Here is a 14,980-nt window from a genome sequence, read left to right as displayed (position 1 = left end):
CCGATATGACAGACCTCCAGACGGCCTTCCGCGAGCAGGCCGCGTGGGCCGCCGACACCTCGCCGCTGTACGAACGTATCTGTCGGATCGTCGCCGACGACCCCGACCTCCTCGCGCTCGCTGACGAAGCTCCGCCCGAACGCGCTCGCGACAAGGTGTTTCTCGCCGCCGTCCACGCCGAAATCCTCGACGGTGTCGACCACCCGCTGGCTGCGTACTTCCCCAGTGTCACCGACGAGCCACGACCGCCCGACGACGAACTGGCCGATACTCTCCGTGACTTCTGTGTGACCCACGCCGAGGCCCTCCGCGCTTCCCTCGCGACGCGGCGGACCCAGACCAACGCCGTCCGCCGCAGCGCCGTCCTCTACCCGGCCTTTGCCCACGTCGCGGCCCGCACCGACGGCCCGCTCGCACTCGTCGAGGTCGGGCCGAGCGCTGGACTCAATCTCCTGTGGGATCGGTATCGATACGTCTACGACGACACCGAGACACGCCGTGTCGGCCCCGAAGGGTCGTCGGTGACGATTCGCTCGTCGATCCGCGAGGGCTGCCCGCCACTGCCGCCGGAATCGCCGCCGGTCCACTCCCGGGTCGGGATCGACCTGCATCCCCTCGACGTGACCGACGACGGCGACGTGGCGTGGCTCCGTGCGCTCACGTGGCCCGAACACCACGACCGCCGCGCAGTGCTCGCCGACGCCGTCGCGGCCGCCCGCGCCGACCCACCGCGACTGCTCGCCGGCGACGTGCTCGACGAACTCCCGGCCGTCCTCGACGCGATTCCCGACGACGTACCGGTCGTCGTCTACAGCACGCTCGTGCTCTATCAGATGCCGGCGGCGGTGCGGACGGAACTCCGGGCACTGATTGCCGAGTACGCAACTTCCCGGCCGCTCCACTGGCTCACCGGGAGCGGAGGCCACGACGACCCCGGAGACGGGATCGGTCTCGACTGGCACCGCCCCGTCGACGGTGACCTGCGGACGGACCGGCTGGCGACCTTCCAGCCCCACGGCGAGTGGATCGAGTGGCACGACGTGTGAACGGTCGACAACACCCGCTCCGTGGTCTCCGCCCGGCTTTTTGACGGTCGGGACCGTGGTCGACACATGAAATTCGACCGGTTCGAGGCCACGGGGGACGCGGCGAACGACGATCCGCCGGACTGCCTGTTCGTACTCGGCTGGGGGAATCGTCCCGAACACGCGCCGGTCCGGTGGCTGATCGACCACATCCGAGCGGACGGGTGGACAGTCCACACCGCGACGCTGCCACCCCACGTCGTCGACGTGGCCCGCGAGTGGGTCCGGCCGGTCGAGTCCTACGCCGCCGACCTCGACGACCCCGCCGTGATCGCCCACAGCGCCGGCGGTCTCACCGTCGCCCACGCCGATATCGACGCCCGGACGACGACCTACCTGAGTCCGTGGTGGGGTGATCCTCCCGCTCGTCAGGGACCAGTCGTCGACGTGCTCTCGAAGCTACCGGGTGACCAGCGCTTTCTCCCCAGTGGCATCGACGACCGGGACGTACTGGGCGAGTACGCGACCGCGCAGCAACTTCGCGACGGTCCCGACTGGGTCTCGCCCGCCTTCCTCCGGGCGACGAAACGCGCCCATCGCACACGACCTGCCATCGCCGACGACGCCGTCGTCTTCTGCTCGCTGACTGACTCGGTCGTCTCGACGGCCGCCATCGGGCAGGCGATGCCGAGCGAGCGGACGGTGCTGTACGACGGCGGCCACGAACTCTTTAGCTCCCGGTCCCGCGACGAACACCTGCCGACGATCCTCGAAGCGCTCTCGGCGGGCGTCGACGCACTGGCGTGAGAACGAAACCCTCTCCCCGACTGGCACGCTACGCTCCGCCAATGGAGTGTGACAAGTGCGGCGAACCGGCGGTGATGCACGCGGCCTACTCCGGGCTTCACATGTGCGAGGAGCACTTCTGTCGCACCGTCGAGAAGCGCGTGCGCCGCCGCATCCGCGAGGACGGGCTGGTCCCACGGGATGCGACGCCAGACGACCCCGAGACGTGGGTGATCGGTCTCTCGGGAGGCAAGGACAGCGTCGTCCTCACCCAGATCTTACACGACGTGTTCGCCGACGACCCTCGGATCGAACTCGTCGCGCTGTCGATCCACGAGGGCATCGAGGGGTATCGCGACAAGAGCCTCGACGCCTGCGTGGCACTGACCGACGACCTCGGGATTCGCCACGAGGTCGTCAGCTACGAAGACGAGTTCGACGTGCGCATGGACGAGGTCGTCGAGGACGACCCCGAGAACATGGCGGCCTGTGCCTACTGTGGCGTGTTCCGCCGAGATCTGCTCTCGCGATACGCCGAGGAACTCGACGCCGACAAACTCCTGACCGGCCACAACTTAGACGACGAGGCCGAGACCGCGCTGATGAACGTTCTGGAGGGCGACGTAACCCAGATCGCCCAGCACTTCGACTCGTCGCTCGGTCCCTTCGAGGCCGCCGGTGACGGGCCGGCCGACCGGGCACGCGCCGAAACCGACCAGCACATCCCCCGGGCCAAGCCGCTGCGGGACATCCCCGAGAAAGAGGTCGCGCTGTACGCTCGCTTCGAGGAACTGCCGGCCCACATCACGGAGTGTCCCCACGCTGACGAAGCGTACCGGGGCGAGATTCAAGAGCTCATGCTCGGGCTAGAGGAGAATCATCCCGGTACGCGCCACTCGATCATGGCCGGCTACGAGAAACTCGCCGCCATCGCCGCCGAGGCCTATCGAGGTAAAGACGACCGGGAGGCCGACTTCGGCGAGTGCGAGCGCTGTGGCGCGCCGACCGGTCGCGACCGCTGTCGGAAGTGTTCACTGCTGGACGCGCTCGAAGCCGTCGAGTAAAACCGGGCCGATCTTCAGAGGTCGTCGAGCGAGAAATCGCCGATATCGCCGTCCTCGCCGAGTGCTGCGTCGAACGCGTCGGCGTCGTCCAGCCCAGCTGCGATCTCGTCGAGCCGCGTGCGCAGCGTGAACAACCGTTCGCGCAATCGCGTGAGTTCCGGTGGGTCCTGCTGGGTGCCACTCGCCGCGTCGGCGTACTCGCTTGCGATCGTGTAGTAGCGCCCGAGCAGCCTGTCGTACTGGACTCGGCGGTGGAGGCGATCGACCGTCGCCCGGAGTTCCTCGGTCTCGATCGGCTTGTGGACGTAGCCGTCGAGTCGCTCGTCGGTTCGTTCGTGGCCGTCGACCAGTGCAGCCGCCTCGAAGGCGATTCCGTCCTCGTCCTGTCGGTCGATGGTCTGGTCGAGGTCGAACGCGTCGTCGGCCAGATCGAACAGGACCACCGACACCGACTCGTCGAGACTCGCCCGCGCGGCCGATTCATCGTACGCAGTCCGCACCGGCCACTCGCTGCGGAGCGTGGCCGTCACGTCCTGCCGAAGGTCGTCGTCGGCGATACAGACGAGTACGACATCGCTGGTGACGGAGACGTCACAGGTCGCGTGACTCATTGTGCCACCCGCCGCGTGGTCACCGCTCGAAGGCCGGTCACACCGGTCGTGCTGTGTTGATTGAACATTGTGTCTCACTCGGATCGGGTTCCGTTCTCGACGACGGCGTCGAACAGTGTCGAGTACAGCGTCATCGTCTCCTCGTCGTGGACGGTCCGGTCGATGTAGTAGTAGCCCGTTGCCCCGTGTGCCCGGACCTGCGATCCCAGCGCGTGCAGGAACTCGAAGGTCGGCTCCTGCCCGAGACACTCCTGTAAGTCCGTGATCGAGTCGAAACAGACCACGGTCTCGCGCTCGTCGTCGAGTTTGCTCGCGATCCGTCGGCCCAGTTCCTGCACGGACCCGGAGCTATCGATGTACTCGATCGTCGCCGCTCCGATTGCCGGTGCGGATTCCGCCGTTGCAGACCGGGTCATGCCGTCGATGGCGAGACTGGACAGTGACGGGCCGGGTCCCAGTCGGTCGCGCCACGTTCGAACGCTCTCGACGGGCGAACCCGCGATGGTCACGGTCACCACGTGGTCTGGCACGTCTCCATCGGCGGTCGCCAGATCACAACACAGCCGATCGGCCGTGTCTCCGACACCGGGTGCCGCGAGCAACACGTTCGACGCGTCTGCGACAGCAGGCCCCAGATCGAACGGATCGGTCACCGGTCCCACCTCCCGTCTCCACCGGGAGCGGAATGCGTACTATTCACTAGGTTTCCAATCGGACTACTCTTTCAAATATCTTTGTTTAATTTCATTTCCAGATGCTAAAACCATGATATTTGGTAGTACAGATCTCATATTGGTGGTTTAGCCACTTTTTACACTATAATTTCATCTATAAGTTATTATAATTCTTTAGATAAATATATTTCCACTCCGCCCATCTACTCGAATGCAATGAGCCAGACAATGTCTGTCAAAAAGACGATCGCATCGCACCCAAAACTCATCGGCATGATCTTCACCGTGCTCCTGCTGCTGACGCAGGCCGGTGCTGCTGCTGGTGCAGGTGGAACAACGTTTGTTGGTCCCTAAGTGACTATAACTCGTAATCGTCGCTCCAAAGCAGAGTGTTTTCGGTAACAATCGGGAATGGTTGCATTTCGAAAAAGTCCTTCAGATCGCTTTCCGTAACAGTATACACCTTTAGCACCCCGGAATTGAGATATCGTGTGTTAGAATTTGTGAGTAGTGTTCTAAAAATTGAGCCCATTGGGTAGCGCTCAGTCGGATATGCCTTGACTGTTACATCAAACTCTTTACCACCTGTCTCTTCTACAGTTGCAGAAAACGGGGTCCCTGACTCACTCTCGACCAACATCGTATTGCCATCACCGACGACCATGTACCGCTGTGCGAGCCGATTTCGTTTCTTCAGCAGACCGAGCATCGACAGCAGGGAGAAGCCCTGATTCAGGAGGCGGGCGACGGTGCGACCAATTTCGGTCGCAGTCTTGTTGAGCACGTCGGTCAGGGTGACGATACCGCCGATGGCACCAGCGTCGACGAGCGCGCGCCCCTGACTGTAGGACTGGCAGGCGTTGAGCAGGAAGGCGTTGATGTTCACTTCGTCGAGGGTCTCGGCGTCGAGGTGGCCGTCCGTACAGCGGATGCCCGACGGGTCGACGTGGCCGATGTAGTGGAGGAAGTCGGCGTCGGTCGTCAGCAACTCGGCCAGTTCGTCGGTCGTGACTCCCTCGTGGGTCGAGATGTCGAACTCGATCCAGTCGCGCGTGCCGTAGATGTCGCCGACGACGTTCTCGTCGCTCATCTCCGGTTCGTTACAGACCACGAGGACGCGCGTGCGGCCGTCGGTATCGGCGTCGAAGTCCAGCCGTCGGTAGTACTCCTCGCGGGTCATCTTGCTCGCGCCCAGTGGGATCCCGTCGCCGACGTAGGTCTGCTCGATGCTGTCGGCCGACTGGGGCGTGAAGACGGTCTGGTCGAGACCGCCGGTGCCGTCGTTCCGCCGGGTCGTCGTCGAGCGCACGAAGCCATCGCGCGAGCGGAAAAAGGAAGTCACCTCCGGCGAGAGGTCGGCCTCGGAGCCACCGACGACACCCGGGCCGTCGGGACAGCGGACGACCGCGAGTTCGTCGGCGAGGAAGGGCAACACCGAGACCGCCGACGGCTCCGGGACGATGTCGGCCGTCAGCTTCCACGTCGGCAGTGCGTCGGCGATGTCCTCGTACGGGATCTGGAGATATTCCCGTAGCTGGGCGGCCAGTGGGAGGTCGTACAGCCACGCGAAGTCCAGATCGACGGCCGATTCGACGACCTCGCGCTCGTGCAGCGGAATGTCGTACATCCCTTCGGTCCGGGTCACACAGTCAAGCAGGAAGATCTGTTTGAGGACGCGCGCGACAGTCACCTCGTAGTCGTCACCGTCGGAAAGCGAGAACGAGGTCCCATCGGCGTGGAGTCGCGGCGCCGAGCCGAGTTCGACCGTCGCACCGAGGTAGTACGACAGCGACGTGACCGGGAGGAGCGCGTCCAGCCGTGGCGGGACCTCGATCGTGACCCCCGTCTCCGGGGCGGTGATCGCCGCGGGCACGTCGAGTTCGTCGCCCGTCTCGATCAGTGGTGGATGGCCCCGGAGCGTCGGGAACGAGCGCTCACAGCTCGTCGTCTTCAGCGCCGAGCCGAGATGTGAGAGCGCCGTCGCCACGTCGTCCAGTTCGGTCGTGGTCGTGATCGTCGCCGCTGGCTGTTCGTGCAGCGAGCGGATGCCGACCCTGATCTCGGCGGCACCGGGAAAAGAGAGTTCGACGCGCTCGGCTGCTGGCTCGAACACGACACCGCCGTCGACGTGGAGGTACAATTTCATCTTCGCCGAGGAGAGTTCGACGTAGTACTCGCCCGACTCGACGGTCGTTCGCTCGCCACTGGTACACTCTGCGACGATCGAGAGGTCACCGTCGCGAACCAGCGCATCGATCTGATACGGCGTCTCCAACGTCGTCGCCGTGATCGTGGCCGCCGTGTCGACCGGTGGCTCGAACGTGGCCGGATCGATCGACTCGGGTGCGACGGCACTGTGTGTGAGCAGGGTAAACTGTGCGCTCTCGATCGGATCTGTCAGTCTGAGTCCGTAGGGGGCTTCGACCGCCGTGATGGAGGGCGTCTGTTGCGTAGCCATGGTCATGCAGGGACTCGTCGACGACGGCCCGCAGTCTGTCTACTCACGTCCTTGACCCGCGGACGAAAAAGTATTATCTCTACGTTGCGACAGGTACCTTTCGTTCGTTACGTTCCTATCGAAGGTGTGTTACGATTGGTAACGCAGTAGCGGTGTCAAATGTTTTTCTCTGACAACAGAATAAAATGTTGGTGGTGGTGCCGGCGCGACCGAATCGAACGCCGTGCCCGGTCAGATGACGTCGATGCCGTTGTTCTTCTCGCGGGTGTCACGGCCGCCGTCGGTGTGGCCGTAACTCTGGGAGCCTTGCGTGCTCTGATCGTCGAACTCCTCGACGTTCTGACTGGCGTCGAAGCTCGTTTCGTCGCCGACTTCCTGAATCGCCTGTCGGGACTTGTCGGCCTGTTTCTGCGTGCTCGGGCCGAGGACCTGTGCAGACTGGACGCCGGTCATGATCGCCATGACGCGCACCTTGCCCTTGTACTCTTCCTGAATACGCGCGCCCCAGATGACGTTGGCGCTCGCTTCCAGGCGTTCGGTGATGTTCTGGGCGATCCCTTCGGCCTCCTTCAGCGTGAGGTCGGGGCCACCAGTGATGTGGACCAGTCCACCGCTCGCACCGCGGTAGTCCACGTCCAGCAGTGGGTGGTTCATCGCGTCTTTGACGACCTCCTCGGTCTTGTTCTTGTCCTGGGTCTCGCCGACCAGCATGACCGCGACGCCACCCTGATTCATGATCGAGGTCATGTCGGCGTAGTCGAGGTTGATCAGCGACGGCTGAGTGATCGTCTCGCTGATCCCCTTGACTGTCTCGGCGATGATCTGATCCATCACCGAGAACGCCTTGCCGATCGGGAGGTTCGGGACGTAGTCCAGCAGTCGGTTGTTGTCCAGCACGATAATCGAGTCGGCCTCGTTGCGGAGGCGTTCGAGCCCTTCCTCGGCTTTGACCGTGCGGGCACGCTCGACGTTGAACGGCGTCGAGACCATGCCGACGACGATCGCACCCTGCTCTTTGGCGATCTTCGAGACGACCGGCGCTGCACCGGTGCCCGTACCGCCGCCCATGCCGGCGGTGACGAACACGAGGTCCGCGTCGCCGAGGACTTCCTTGACAGTGCCCTGTGCCATCTCGGTGGCGCGCTCGCCCATCGACGGGTCGCCACCGGCACCGAGGCCGTTGGTCAGGGACTTGCCCACGAGGATCTTCGTGTCGGCCTCGATCATCTTGAGGTGCTGCTTGTCGGTGTTGATCGCGACCGTGTCGGCACCTTCGACACCGATGTTGTACAGGCGGTTGACCGTGTTGTTGCCGGCACCGCCACAGCCGACGATGACGATCCGGGGGTCACCGAATCCGTCGACATCGTCGTCGGACAGCTGTTGCTGTTCTGCTTCGTCGCGTTCGAGGGCCTCCTTGACGATATCCTGCATCGTTAGGCCCTCACCCAGTTGCGGCGCTTTCGCTTCTCGGATGGTCGTTCTTCACCAACATCCTGCTCGGCGAGCATCTCCCGCACGGCGGACCGGATCGCCTCGCTCCGGTTGGGGTATTCCCCCGTTTCGACCATTTGTTCGACCTCTTCGATCTGCTGCTTCGGAATCCGTAGTGTCACACGCTCCATAGTTATCTCGTTCCCCGGTAAGACGGGCCTGTTTACACGCCGGCCGTGCGTTTTACACGGCGTAACCGCAGGACGGCGGTGGGACATCCACCGCGCGCAACGCCGTGTAAGACAACCGTCTTACGCAGAACATACCACAGAGTGTGGTATAATAAAACTTGCGGCGGGTGTATGACAAGCGTCCGTTTACGCAAGTAGGATGTTCATACGCTGCGTTTTCACGACTTTAGCTGTTGTCCAAAACGTCCGCTGCGGGGGTTCGACGGCCGCAACTCGGACAGAACCCCCAGTCCGACCGGAGTTCGTCCCCGCAGTCACAGAACACACGTCGGGATGCCTTTTCACCACAGTTCGGGCAGTAAACGTGGTCTTGCGTCACGTTTTCGCCACATTGACCACATGTCTTACGTCCGCTCTGGGGCGTGTTTTCACTCGGCCGTTCGCCTGTCTTACGACTCGAACGATCGTGTGACGCATCGGGCTGACTCTCCCCTGACGCCTCGGCAGTGCTGTCCGACACCGACCCAGATCCGGCGTTCTGGCCGTCCAGCGTAATGTTTACGTTCACGTCTTGGGGTGTCTGGGGTGAGCGGGGCTGCTCGAAGCGCTGATCGAGCCGCTCCTCGATGATGGCGTCGACTCTGTCGACGATCAGCTCGTCGATGCTGTCGTCACCCTCGTCCGACGACTGGGACGGCTGTGCCGTCGTCCCGGCGGCGTCGGTCGATCCCTCCAGGAACTCCCGGAGTGCTTCGCGCATGACCTCGCTCTTGGAGGCGTCGAACTCCTCGAGCTGGTCGATGAGGTCGTCGTCGGCGCGAAACGTGATCTTACTCATCCGACTCGTCATACACATTATCGCCGGGGTATTTTAATCTTCCCGAGCGTCTGACGCCCGTCTGCCACGCTTTCAGCCCCGCTCGCGACGAGCGAGGTCGAACAGGATTCGTCTTGGATACCCGCGGCTGTCGGACACCGTCGACAGTGTGACACCCTCCCGCCCTCGGTCGGAATGATAACCGTTAAGTCTGACACCGGCGCTACGTACGAGTGCAACCGCCCTTAGCTCAGACTGGTAGAGCAGTCGACTGTAGATCGACTTGTCCCCCGTTCAAATCGGGGAGGGCGGATTTTCTGAGTCCGAACCGATGAGTGGCCCGAGCGGCGTCGCCTTCTCCTGTTCGAAACGGGCGAGCGAATCTCCACTTGCGTGTTGGCTGGATTACCGGCACGTGCTCTTGTGTTGGATACGAATCGCTGCAGCATTACCAACAACTGTCTACCAGAGAATCATTCGAGCGATCAGATAGATACCGGTCCACGTCTCTCCATTGCCCATTATCTGCTTCTACACGCCGTCTACTCCGGGGGGTGTTTTTGCTCGTTGCTCCCGTCTGGTTCGTAATGGATGATACTGATTCACAGGCTATCGAAGAGGAGGTCCTCGCTGTCTTTGATGGGGTAGACGACCCGTGTGAACCGCTTACGACCAGTGAGGTCGCCGAACAGGTCGATCGGTCCCGTCGGACTGTGTACAACACACTCGACGCGCTGGCCGAGAGTGGCAAGGTCGAATCGAAGCAGGTCGGTGCCCGAGCACGGGCGTGGTGGCGTCCGTTTTCATCGGCTGCTCGAAATCCCACGGAGCGATCGCTCGACAATGCATCGCCCCCTTCGTTGAGTACGCAGGACAGGACTCTCATCGAGCGTATTCTCGAAGCCAGTCCCGTCAGTATCGTCGTCGTCGACCCCTCTGGCAAGATTTCGTTTGCGAACGAGCGCGCCGAAATGACACTCGGACTCGAGCGCGATGAGATTACTGACCGAACGTACCACCAACCGGAATGGCGTATCTACTACGACGACGGGACGCCAGTCTCCGAAGCGGAACACCCGGTCACTCGCGTTCTGGAAACGGGTGAGCCTGACTTCGGGTTCGAACACTGGATCGAACTGCCGGACGGAACGGAGCGGTGGCTGTCGAGCAATTCTGCGCCGGTGCTGAACGAGGACGGAGCAGTCGAGTACGTCGTCGTCGGTTTCGAAGATGCGACACCACTGAAGGAACGTGAGGATAAGCTGACGAGCGACAAACGGCGGTTGCTCGAACTCTTTTCCGAACAGTTGTTCCAGCCGTTCGTCGAGGAGGCTGATGGCACGGTTCACATCGGCGTGGACGAGGTCGTGACGCTCCCCGATGAGACAGCACTCCTGTACCTCACGGCGACTGGCATCTCGGCCAGGGCACTGACCGACATCTTCGACCGCGATTTTGCTGTGCTCGACGTGCGATTGCTCAGTTCGACTCCAGAGCAGAGTCGCTTCGAGATCCACGTCGAACCCCCGACAGTACCGGTCGTCTTCGATAGTCTCGGGGGGCGGGTAACGTCGTTGATTCGCCACCGAAACGACGACAAACCAGTCCTGACCGGCGAGCTGCCCGGAGATGTCGACCCGCGGACGGTGATTCAGGCGGCTCGAAACGTCTATTCGGATGTCGAACTGGTGTCGCAAGAACTCCGCTACACGCCACGTCTCCTGTACGACATCGTCGAAGCGGAACTCACAGACCGGCAGTTCGTGGCCCTGCGAACGGCCTATTACGGGGGGTATTTCGAAACCCCTCGAACGAGTACCGGAGACGAGTTGGCCCACCAGCTAGGCGTCACGCGTCAGACGTTCAATCAGCATCTTCGCAAAGCCGAGCAGGGCGTGTTCGAGCAGTTGCTCGAAGCGTCCGGCCGAGGGGCACGCTGACTAGTCAGTCTGACCGCTTACGCCCGTCGCCTTCTTTCGTTATGACGATGAGCTCCAGTACGGATCGATTCGACGAACTCGACCGCGTCGGGTACGATCCAACCACAGAGACGTACCACAACGAGTGGGGCAGGGAGGATTCACACTCGCTCTGTTGTGCAATCGTCGAGACAGTTTCGGCAGTCACCGGACAGGAACCAACCGCGATGGAACCGCTGTACTCGGTCATCGACCCAGAGGCGCTGGAATCGCTCCTGTCGACTGCACGTGACAGTACCGTGCAAATCTCGTTCGCGTTCGAGGGGTGTACGGTCACTGTCACCGGCAGCACTGCGGTGGTCGTCGAGCCAGCAAAATGACCGACGCGCAGTCATCGTTTCCAGTGGTGTGCGATCACTGTGCCACCCCGCTCGAAGCGGAGACGCGGTATCCGACGGCGACCATCGACGGGGACGAGGACGACCTCGACATTTTCACCTTCTGTAGCGAGGCGTGCAACGAGACGTGGCTCGCCGAACGTGATGTCGGATCGACACGCGGGAAACGCGGCGCTGCTTCTTCGGAAACCACGGACTGATACGGATTAGTGTAGATCTTTACCGGATCGACCGCGCGACGGCGTGCGGCTGACCGGGAAAACGGCTACAATAATCCGTATGAGTGGTGTTGCTACTCGGTCTGTCTCAGCACCTGCACACGGTGTCACCGGCGCGGCGACTCTCTGCCCGTTGGATTCACGAACGAGACGATTCGGCTCCGTCGAAGGTCCGTTCGTGGTCCGAAGGCGTCTCCTAACAAAGATACGAGACACCCTGCGTAGCAGTGGATGACGCAACAACGGACAACAAGTCGTGTCGTTTGCGGTCGATTCGGACGGGGGCAGCGGCATGGCTGAGATCAGTGTCGAGTCGGTGGCCGTCGACGGGTCGACAGTCGAGTACGCGGTCGAGTACTCGCGGGACCTGCGGCGATTTTTCGACGCCTCGACGTTCTCGGTGTCCTACGATGTCGACGTCGAGGACGTGCCCCGCGGTGTGTTGACCGTGCCGGTGCTGGCGCAGGTCTGTCCGGTCGCGTGGGCCACCGACAGCACGGTCTCGGTCGACACGGTCGACCGGGCGTTCGTCGAGGGACTGGACGCGGTTCGCCAGACCCTCGAACGGATGTACCCCGCGGTGATGACCGGTGGCGAACTCGACGCCGACTCGGTCGTCGAGTACGACCACGATCCGGGCGCGTTCGACGGCGCGGCCCAGCTATTCAGTGGCGGCGTCGACTCGCTGGCGACGTACGTCCGCCATCGAGAGGCCGATCCGGCGTTGATCGCGATTCAGGGCTGGGTCGTCGGCGTCGACGAGGACGACCGCTGGCAGCGGGCGATGGGCCACGTCGAGCAGTTCGCCGACCGAACTGGCTCGGAGACCCACGGTGTCACGGCCAACATCTCGACGTTCCTCGATCACACGATGTTGAACGTCCACTACAAGCACCACACCGACGGCGGGTGGTACAGCGGGATCGGTCACGGGATCGGCCTGCTGGGTGTCTGTGCGCCGCTTGCCTACAGTCAGGGCTACGGCGTCGTCCACATGGGATCGACCCACTGGGACGGGTTCGAACTGGACTCCGTGACGTGGCCGGGCCGTGGCTCCCCGTGGGGTTCCCATCCCGAAATCGACGACAACGTCCAGTGGGCCGGAACGCGGGGGCACCACGACGCCTACGACATCACTCGGCAGGACAAACTCGAACTGCTGGCCGACTACGCCCGCGAGACCGACCAGCGGTTCGTCGTTCGGACCTGTACCTACGACGACGCTGGGGGCAACTGCAACCGCTGTGAGAAGTGTGTGCGGACCGCGACGGGACTCATGCTCGCGGGCGTCGATCCCAACGACTTTGGCTACCGTGTCGACGCGGACTGGTACGACTACGTGACGAATCGATTCGAGGAGAACGACTGGGCGCTGGACGAGCACGTCCAGTACTACTGGGAGGACATTCAGGCTCATCTTCCGCCCGAGGGACCGCTGCCCCACGAGGAGAGCGAGGCGTTCGTCGAGTGGATCGCGCGCAACGACTTCGCGGACAACGTCGAGCACTCGACTCAGCCAGCGTGGGTTCGCTTGCTTCGCGTGGGCGCGCGGAACGCGCCCTACGAGGTCTACGAGTACCTCTATCCGATCTACGATCGACTGCGGCCAGATCCGTACAGCTGACCGGCCGCTTTCGACCGTTCACACTGTGTGCTTCTGTCGGCGGGCAGCACGCGTCGCTTCTCGCCGCCGTTTACTCCGTCGCCGAGGGCTGGGGCTGGTCAGCGAGCCACACCGACCCGGTCTGGACGGTCTCGACGGCGTCGAGCGGGAACGCGTCACGGTCGGGGAGCGACTCGAACCCGAGGACGAACCCGAGCGGGAAGAGCACCGTCGAGATGGCGCGCTTCGCCGCTCCATCGACGCCGAGACGGTGACAGAGGAAGGCTCCACCAGCGGCCGAGAGGAGCGCCCACGCGACCGCGAGCAGTGGCTGGACGACGAGTGTGACGAGACCTATCACGAGCCACGTCGTCGAGACGACCTTGTCCCGGAAGTACCACAGCCACCGACCGAGCAACGCAGGCCGAGCGAGGGCCTTGCTACAGACCTGTCCGCCGGCCCGATAGTAGCCCTGTCGCCAGCGGCGGAACTGATCGAGCGGCGAGTCCGGGATCGGGTGGGTCCCGGCGACCATCGGCAGTCGACGGAGGTCGTAGCCCGCCAGTCGAAGCTGGAAGCCCAGATCCACGTCTTCCCACGCCGCCAGAAACGGGTGGAAGCCACCGACCTCGGTCAGTGCTCGCCGGTCGTAGAGCGCGACGCCGTGGCAGTAGTCGACGCTCGCCGCCTCCTCGGTGCGCCGGTCGTTCAGGTGGCCGTCGACGCCTGCGAGGTTCGGACCCCGACGGAGTGTGGTGAGGGCCGCGGGGACCCACGACTTCGAGATCACCACGTCGCCGTCGACGAACAGCAGGGCGTCGCCGCGGGCGTGCTTGGTCCCGACGTAGCGACCAGCGCCCGGCGTCGTCAGGCTGTCGTCGGGAATCTGATAGATGTTCACGTCGTACTCGCTGGCGATGGCGACGGTGTCGTCGGTCGAATTGGAGTCGACGAGTAGCACCTCGAAGCTCGTGACACCTCGGCAGGCCTCGAAGACCGCTTCGAGGGCGTCCGCGATCCGGTCGGCCTCGTTGTAGGTGACGACCACGACGGAGAGTTCGGGATCCACGTCCGGCGTTTCGTCGGTTCGTGTCGTCCGGTCGCTGCTGGCGTCCTGTCCCACTCGATCGACTGGCGAGAGGCTCCCGTGCACGTACTCGTCCAATAGCCGATCGGGGCTTCGTTATGGCACTCCTACTCGGCATCAAAACGATAAATAATTAATTTTGATACGTCAGATATATGCATTTTCAATCTAACCGGCCAGTAATGAAATTACGTGAGGTGCAGACAGTCGGTGAGTACGTCGCAACGCTACGGGCTGGCGAGGACTGGCGTGCCGAAATCGAAGCGATGGCCGGGGCCGCAGAGGCCGACGCCGCGTGGTTCACCGCCATCGGTGGCGTCACCGACGCCGAAGTGTCGTACTACGACCAGTCGGCCCGATCGTACGGGTCGACGACGTTCGACGAACCGATGGAGGTCGCCGCTTGCGTCGGCAACGTCGCTCGCATCGACGACGCGGACGACTCGCTCGTCGCCCACACGCACGCCACACTGGCGCGCCCGAACGGGGACGTGGTGGCCGGCCACTTGACGGGGGCGACAGTGTTCGTCGGCGAGGTGTACATGCGTGTCTTCGACGGCCCACTCGTACGCGAAGCCGCGTCGACACCGGCGATCAAGACGGACGAGACGTGGCGTGAACGATGCCACAGGGGCGAGCGCACGGTCGACGACGTGACTGGTCTGGCACTCTGGCGATAGATCGAACGGGAAGCA

At 63.1% G+C, this 14,980-nt stretch carries 16 protein-coding genes and 1 tRNA gene; 10 read left to right on the top strand and 7 right to left on the bottom strand.

All coding sequences use genetic code 11. From position 1 onward, the window contains the following. Positions 1-5 precede the first annotated feature (5 nt). The 3 genes from AC5FRW_RS10075 (at position 6) to ncsA (ending at position 2,875) form a co-directional block, all read left to right on the top strand. Positions 6-1,046, top strand: a complete 1,041-nt coding sequence (locus AC5FRW_RS10075; protein ID WP_493568322.1) for a DUF2332 domain-containing protein — start codon at positions 6-8, stop codon at positions 1,044-1,046. Positions 1,047-1,112: 66 nt separating this feature from the next. Beyond that, positions 1,113-1,832, top strand: coding sequence for a lipase family protein (locus AC5FRW_RS10070; protein ID WP_493568321.1), 720 nt, complete (start codon positions 1,113-1,115; stop codon positions 1,830-1,832). 41 nt (positions 1,833-1,873) lie between these two features. After that, a complete protein-coding gene (gene ncsA, locus AC5FRW_RS10065; protein WP_493568320.1) occupies positions 1,874-2,875 on the top strand; it encodes a tRNA 2-thiolation protein NcsA in 1,002 nt (333 codons plus the stop codon). 14 nt (positions 2,876-2,889) lie between these two features. On the opposite strand, the gene AC5FRW_RS10060 is transcribed toward ncsA, so the two are convergent. Next, positions 2,890-3,486, bottom strand: a complete 597-nt coding sequence (locus AC5FRW_RS10060; protein ID WP_493568319.1) for a HalX domain-containing protein — start codon at positions 3,484-3,486, stop codon at positions 2,890-2,892. 74 nt (positions 3,487-3,560) lie between these two features. Next, positions 3,561-4,139 carry a DUF7504 family protein gene (locus AC5FRW_RS10055; RefSeq protein WP_493568318.1) on the bottom strand — a complete coding sequence of 193 codons (579 nt, stop codon included), beginning with the start codon at positions 4,137-4,139 and terminating at the stop codon, positions 3,561-3,563. Positions 4,140-4,376: 237 nt separating this feature from the next. Here AC5FRW_RS10055 and AC5FRW_RS10050 point away from each other — a divergent pair, with 237 nt between their 5' ends. Beyond that, positions 4,377-4,514 carry a DUF7503 family protein gene (locus AC5FRW_RS10050; protein WP_493568317.1) on the top strand — a complete coding sequence of 46 codons (138 nt, stop codon included), beginning with the start codon at positions 4,377-4,379 and terminating at the stop codon, positions 4,512-4,514. Between the two features lie 4 nt (positions 4,515-4,518). Here AC5FRW_RS10050 and AC5FRW_RS10045 read toward each other — a convergent pair whose 3' ends face one another. The 4 genes from AC5FRW_RS10045 to AC5FRW_RS10030 all read right to left on the bottom strand — a co-directional run bounded on the left by AC5FRW_RS10045 (position 4,519) and on the right by AC5FRW_RS10030 (position 9,081). Beyond that, positions 4,519-6,624, bottom strand: coding sequence for a hypothetical protein (locus AC5FRW_RS10045; protein WP_493568316.1), 2,106 nt, complete (start codon positions 6,622-6,624; stop codon positions 4,519-4,521). Between the two features lie 225 nt (positions 6,625-6,849). Continuing rightward, a complete protein-coding gene (gene ftsZ, locus AC5FRW_RS10040) occupies positions 6,850-8,052 on the bottom strand; it encodes a cell division protein FtsZ (protein ID WP_493568315.1) in 1,203 nt (400 codons plus the stop codon). Between the two features lie 2 nt (positions 8,053-8,054). Then, positions 8,055-8,243: a transcriptional regulator CdrS gene (cdrS, locus tag AC5FRW_RS10035; RefSeq protein WP_493568314.1), complete on the bottom strand. Its 189-nt coding sequence runs from the start codon at positions 8,241-8,243 to the stop codon at positions 8,055-8,057. A 226-nt stretch (positions 8,244-8,469) separates the two neighbouring features. Then, the gene (locus AC5FRW_RS10030; protein ID WP_493568313.1) at positions 8,470-9,081 is read right to left on the bottom strand and encodes a double zinc ribbon domain-containing protein; all 612 of its coding nucleotides are present in this window, start codon (positions 9,079-9,081) and stop codon (positions 8,470-8,472) included. A 218-nt stretch (positions 9,082-9,299) separates the two neighbouring features. On the opposite strand from AC5FRW_RS10030, the gene AC5FRW_RS10025 reads away from it, so the two are divergent. The 5 genes from AC5FRW_RS10025 to AC5FRW_RS10005 all read left to right on the top strand — a co-directional run bounded on the left by AC5FRW_RS10025 (position 9,300) and on the right by AC5FRW_RS10005 (position 13,219). Then, positions 9,300-9,373, top strand: a tRNA-Tyr gene (locus AC5FRW_RS10025). Positions 9,374-9,647: 274 nt separating this feature from the next. Beyond that, positions 9,648-11,000: a PAS domain-containing protein gene (locus AC5FRW_RS10020; protein WP_493568312.1), complete on the top strand. Its 1,353-nt coding sequence runs from the start codon at positions 9,648-9,650 to the stop codon at positions 10,998-11,000. Between the two features lie 47 nt (positions 11,001-11,047). Beyond that, the gene (locus AC5FRW_RS10015; RefSeq protein ID WP_493568311.1) at positions 11,048-11,359 is read left to right on the top strand and encodes a HalOD1 output domain-containing protein; all 312 of its coding nucleotides are present in this window, start codon (positions 11,048-11,050) and stop codon (positions 11,357-11,359) included. Then, positions 11,356-11,577: a DUF7576 family protein gene (locus AC5FRW_RS10010; RefSeq protein WP_493568310.1), complete on the top strand. Its 222-nt coding sequence runs from the start codon at positions 11,356-11,358 to the stop codon at positions 11,575-11,577. The genes AC5FRW_RS10015 and AC5FRW_RS10010 overlap by 4 nt, the downstream gene beginning before the upstream one ends. A gap of 310 nt (positions 11,578-11,887) precedes the next feature. After that, positions 11,888-13,219 carry a hypothetical protein gene (locus tag AC5FRW_RS10005; protein ID WP_493568309.1) on the top strand — a complete coding sequence of 444 codons (1,332 nt, stop codon included), beginning with the start codon at positions 11,888-11,890 and terminating at the stop codon, positions 13,217-13,219. 70 nt (positions 13,220-13,289) lie between these two features. Here the strand turns inward: AC5FRW_RS10005 and AC5FRW_RS10000 are convergent, their stop codons facing one another. Next, the gene (locus AC5FRW_RS10000; protein ID WP_493568308.1) at positions 13,290-14,363 is read right to left on the bottom strand and encodes a glycosyltransferase family 2 protein; all 1,074 of its coding nucleotides are present in this window, start codon (positions 14,361-14,363) and stop codon (positions 13,290-13,292) included. Between the two features lie 104 nt (positions 14,364-14,467). On the opposite strand from AC5FRW_RS10000, the gene AC5FRW_RS09995 reads away from it, so the two are divergent. Next, entirely contained in the window at positions 14,468-14,965 is a 498-nt protein-coding gene (locus AC5FRW_RS09995; protein ID WP_493568307.1) for a PPC domain-containing DNA-binding protein, read from the top strand. Positions 14,966-14,980: the final 15 nt, after the last annotated feature.

The organism is Halomicrobium sp. HArcht3-1 (genome assembly GCF_058933345.1).
The sequence above is the reverse complement of the archived record's forward strand: the minus strand, read 5'-3'. Positions and strand labels throughout refer to the sequence as shown.